At 71.7% G+C, this 4,438-nt stretch carries 6 protein-coding genes; 4 read left to right on the top strand and 2 right to left on the bottom strand.

Translation table 11 applies throughout. From position 1 onward, the window contains the following. Positions 1–541: helicase associated domain-containing protein (locus ACFVYN_RS35530; protein WP_390006171.1), on the top strand; the 541-nt coding region annotated here is incomplete at its 5' end. A gap of 33 nt (positions 542–574) precedes the next feature. Here ACFVYN_RS35530 and ACFVYN_RS35525 read toward each other — a convergent pair. Beyond that, entirely contained in the window at positions 575–1,156 is a 582-nt protein-coding gene (locus ACFVYN_RS35525; protein ID WP_390006169.1) for a hypothetical protein, read from the bottom strand. A gap of 211 nt (positions 1,157–1,367) precedes the next feature. Then, positions 1,368–2,378, bottom strand: a complete 1,011-nt coding sequence (locus tag ACFVYN_RS35520) for a hypothetical protein (RefSeq protein ID WP_390006167.1) — start codon at positions 2,376–2,378, stop codon at positions 1,368–1,370. 182 nt (positions 2,379–2,560) lie between these two features. Between ACFVYN_RS35520 and ACFVYN_RS35515 the strand changes: the two genes are divergently transcribed. From ACFVYN_RS35515 to ACFVYN_RS35505, 3 genes are all read left to right on the top strand, one after another. Continuing rightward, positions 2,561–2,824, top strand: a complete 264-nt coding sequence (locus tag ACFVYN_RS35515; protein WP_390006165.1) for a helix-turn-helix transcriptional regulator — start codon at positions 2,561–2,563, stop codon at positions 2,822–2,824. A gap of 172 nt (positions 2,825–2,996) precedes the next feature. Continuing rightward, positions 2,997–3,845 (top strand): DUF6083 domain-containing protein, encoded by an 849-nt coding sequence (locus ACFVYN_RS35510; protein ID WP_390006163.1) that lies wholly within the window; start codon positions 2,997–2,999, stop codon positions 3,843–3,845. Then, a complete protein-coding gene (locus ACFVYN_RS35505; protein WP_390006161.1) occupies positions 3,842–4,324 on the top strand; it encodes a hypothetical protein in 483 nt (160 codons plus the stop codon). The genes ACFVYN_RS35510 and ACFVYN_RS35505 overlap by 4 nt, the downstream gene beginning before the upstream one ends. Positions 4,325–4,438 lie beyond the last annotated feature (114 nt).

Here is a 4,438-nt window from a genome sequence, read left to right as displayed (position 1 = left end):
CCGCATCGCCTCCCTCAACGCCGTCGACCCCTTCTGGAACCCGCCCTGGAGTTTGCGCTGGCAGTACACCTACGCGCAGATCAGACGCCGCCTGACCGCCAGCACCTGGCGGTGCACCTATCACCGCCACGACAGCCGTGACTCCGCTTGGGACAGCTGGCTGGACCGCCAGATCACCCACTTCCACCTGCTCGATCCCCAGCAGAAGCACCTCCTGGCCGCCCTGGCCCGAGCCTGCCCCGACGCCCATCCCCACAGCATGCTGCTGACCCGCCCCGCCAGTCTGCGCGAGAGGGCCTTTAACCGCGGCCTGCGCGCGGCCCGCCAGTACCACCAGCGACACGGGCACCTCGACATGCCCAAGGACCACACCGAAGAGATCCTCGGCGACCAGGTCCACCTCGGTGCCTGGCTGATCCGGCGGCGCAGGGACAGCGCCCAGATGACACCCCGCCAGCAAGCCGGCCTCAAAGCTCTCGGCTTCGAGACGATGCCGGTCTTCCTGCCGCCCGCGCAGCCGCTTCGTGACGCGGCTGCCTGAACCAGCGATGACACTCCGCCAGGCCGGCGAACGTCAGCCCTTACCCGTGCCGGCCGAGAAGTAGAAGACGCGCGAGCCGCGCTTGGACCGCCCGACCCGTCCCTGCGCGACCAGCGCTTCCAGCGCGTGACGCATCGCAGGCTCCTTGATCCTCCGGCCAGGGTGCGCCCGAGCTAGTGCGGCGGCGACATCGTGCGACGAGCAGGGATCGCTCCGCCGTTTCAGCTCACCGGCCACCAGATCCCGCAGCGTCGGCGCCTTCTTCGCGGCTTCCGGCGTTTCCTCCAGTGCCTCCACACCCGTGCCGCAGCCGACAGCGGCGCCGTCGTCCGAGTGCGGCACGCCGTCGGACACAGGCGGAGCGGCAGGAGCGTTGCCGGTCGTAACTGCACCGCCCGGCCCCGGCCCCGGGCGGGCGGCGGGGGAGTGACCCGACAGGGCCTCCCGCATGCTCAGCAGCAGGGCGTGATTGCCTTCCAAGGTGTGCAGCTGATCCTGCAACGCGGTGAGCTCCGCACGGACCCGCTCGCGGTCCTTCTCGACCAGCTCCAGGTCGGCATCGAGCTTGGCCGCGTAGTCCGTTCTGAGAGTGAGAAGTTCCGAGACCGCTTCCACTATGACGTCCAGCCTCCCGCAGCAGTGCGCACTCCGGTGGACGCTAGCGTCCACACCGACATGCCCGGCCACTAAGAACAAGCATGGCGACTTCCTGCCCGACTGCGTGCGCGCGTGACCGATTGCGGCCATCATTCGACCGGTTACACACCCCTTGAGCCGAGCGGGACGACCGGCCGGCGGTGGGTTCACCGTCCTGGTGTGGCGCTGCTCAGTATGCCCCGCGCTCGGGCAAGCGCCAGCAGATCTCGTCGTGCTCCCTGAGGTGCTGCCAGGCGGCCAGGAGACGGCAGCGGACCAGTTGGTCGAGGAGGTCCTCCACCTGTTGCGGGGACTGACCGCCCAGCCGGGCAAGGACGTCGAGTTCCGCGCTTCCGACGCGGTCGGACGTGTGGGCTGCCAGGACCAGAGCGGTGAGCTGCACCGTGGGGGACATTCCACGCGGCGTGACCAGCGGAACAGAGCGCAGGGCCCAGTGCGCCGCGCGGGCGCGGACACTGCGACCGGATGCCTGGGTCTGCATGTCCGCATCGAGCAGACGCGCTTCCACGTGGGCACGCCGCGGGAGGGAACAGCGGAGCCACCCGGCATGTTCCAGTTCGCTCCAGAGTTCGGCGCGGCCGTGCAGCCGCATGCTGCGCAGGAGACCGCTGGGGAGCCGGACGCGGCCTCGGCTGTCGGCGCGCAGAGCGCATTGCAGGGCCAGCAGCCGGGCGGCGGGGGAGGAGAAGCGGGGCAGCGCCACCCCGAGGTAGGTGAGTATTTCCCGCACCCGCAGCCGCTCGCCCGGTCCGTGCGGGGGACGGGTGCGCCTGGCTGCCGCACCGGCCGGCCGTGCGCGTACGGAGGCCAGCAGGGTGTCGGGCACGACGGCTGTGTTGGTGGTGGCGGCCGCGCAGGCGGCGCAAGCATCCGCGAGGCGCCACACGCGGCCGCTGCGGTCGCAGGTCAGAGCCAGGAGCACGGGGCCGGCGCAGCCGCGGTGGCGCGGGTGCCAGGAGCAGTTCCGGGCCCGGCACTGGCAGGTGCGCAAATGCCCGGGCAGTACGTCCCGTCGGGCGTGGCGGGCCAGGTGCGTCAGGGCGGCGGAGCGGGCCGAGGCGGCCTGCAGCCGGTAGCCGTGCAGCGGGCATTGAGGGCAGCTCAGCAGCGGCCCGCCCGGCTGCGGGTGCAGCCGCACCGTCCAGATGCGCTGCACCGTTTCGTGCGTGGAGAGCCTCATCGGGCTCGCTTTCCTCCGATCTGATCCGTGCCGTCGAACGGGTGTGTCCCAGGCGTCGTCCGGGGCGGTGGGCGAGGCACCCGCAGCACCTACTCCACCACCGCCGAGTGTCACCCCTTCCCTAGCAAATAGTGCAGAGGTCTGCACTGACAGGGCAGGGTCCTGCACCGTCGGATGGTGGGGTGACGATCTTGCCGCCCGATCCCGACCTCCTTGCGTTGCGTGTGACGCTGGCGAGGCTGAGGGGCGAGCGCAACTGGACCTTCGATGAACTCGCCCGCCGCAGCGGCCTGGCCCGGCGCACCCTCATCGACCTGGAACACGGCCACACCACCGGCAGCGTCACTACCTGGCACGCCGTCGCCCACGCCTTCGACGTCTCCATCGACGAGCTCCTCGGCTCCCTCTGCGCAGACCACACCCCACCCGGCACGCCGCAACTCTGAACCGCCCGTCAGGCCCCTCCGTCACCCCGGCGCGACATCACCTGAACAGGCGACCCGGCGTCGAGCACGCGTTCGTTCGGTCGTGCGGGCGTTCCCCGGGATTGCGCCATCCGTAGGACACTCTGAGGTGCTGTCCCGGTGCAGCGGCGCGTCGTCTGGAAGCTTCACCGTCATGTGCCCCAACTCCGCCTCCACTGGCTGCCACTGGGACGGCGGCCCCCGCCCGGCGGTACGCCGTCCGCTGCGGGTGGCCGCCACCAGCCCCAGCCGTCTGCTGCGCACCGGTCAGAGCGGCCGCTGCCGCGCCTGCGGCAACCACATCGACTTCTACCAGCGCGCCGATCGGCGCCCCATCGCCCTGCACCCCGCCGAACTCGCCGTCGCTCACGTCCCCGCTTCCTGCCGCTGGCATCTGAGCTGCGGCATCGCCCACCCGCACGGCGACGGCAGCGCCTGGTGCCGCATCCCGCACGCCGTGCTCTGCCCGAGCCGTACCCCAACGGCCCGCCTGACCGCCCACGTCGAGGAGATGCGCCGCCAACTCGGCGTCCGCTCCCGGTGCTTGATCGACTCAGGTGCCTTCGCCCCGTCCACGCCAGCCGCTCCCGAGCCGGCCGCCAGCAGCGCCCCGCCCGCCCGTCCCGTCGTGCAGCTGCTGCTGGGCCGCTATCTCGCCGACCGGCCGATCGAGGACATCCGGTGTGTGGCCCAGACCCGGCACCGCCGCCGCTGCCTGCTGCCCGTCCTCGCCCCCGACGCCCCCAAAGGGGTCTGGGCACTCCTGCCTGCCAGCCCGCAGCGCGGCCAACTCACCCTGCCTGCCGGGCTGATGGCCCTCTACGACCTCAGCCGCCTGCCGTACGGGGAGCAGCTGCGCTGGCGCACCCAGCGCTGCCCCGCTCACGCTGCCGCCCCGAACGCCGCCGACCTTGCCATGGCCGGATGGCAGGTCTTCGACCCCCTCCTGCACGCAGCGCACATCCGCACGCGCCTCCCGCACGACCCCGGAGGCGAGGCATGACGATGGCGCACCACGCCCTGGAAATCACCCTGACCCGATCCCTGACCGCGGCCGAACTCCATCACGCCGGCCGCACGATGCCGCTCGCAGCCAACTCCGACGCCACCCGGCTCATGACCGTCGTACGCGCCAAGACCTCGGGAAAGGCTCTCACTCGACTGCGCCGCCAGATCGGCACACGGCTGCCCGTCGACGTCATCACCACGCACTACCCCGACCGATGCGGCAAGATCCTGCTCAACGTCGCCTTCCCGCCCTCCGCGCACACCGCCCTCAGGGCAGCGACCGGCCGCGCAGCGCAGAAACCCCAGCGCTTTGTGGAACTGGCCCTTCACCGGGCGCTGGCCCAGCACGCCGACGACGAGGCCGACCGCCTCGACCGGGCCCTGCAGGACCTGCTCGCCCACACCACGCCCGCCCATCTCGTCGCGGCCGTCGGGCACGCCCTGACCCGCACTTCCGGAGCTGCGCCGTGCTGAAACCGACCACCGAACAGGCCGCCGCGGCCGACGCCTTCCACGCTGGCCAACACCTGGCCCTACAGGCTAGTGCGGGCACCGGCAAGACCACCACCCTGGCCCAGCTCGCCCACG

This window comes from Streptomyces sp. NPDC058307, assembly GCF_042880295.1.
Lineage (GTDB): Bacteria > Actinomycetota > Actinomycetes > Streptomycetales > Streptomycetaceae > Streptomyces.
Note: the sequence above shows the minus strand (reverse complement) of the source record. Positions and strands in the feature narration are given on the sequence as shown.

Bases quoted from the DNA above. Each gene is read 5' to 3' on its own strand.
- ACFVYN_RS35520 (WP_390006167.1), bottom strand. From the start codon at position 2,378: ATGAGGCTCTCCACGCACGAAACGGTGCAGCGCATCTGGACGGTGCGG.
- ACFVYN_RS35510 (WP_390006163.1), top strand. From the start codon at position 2,997: ATGTGCCCCAACTCCGCCTCCACTGGCTGCCACTGGGACGGCGGCCCC.
- ACFVYN_RS35505 (WP_390006161.1), top strand. From the start codon at position 3,842: ATGACGATGGCGCACCACGCCCTGGAAATCACCCTGACCCGATCCCTG.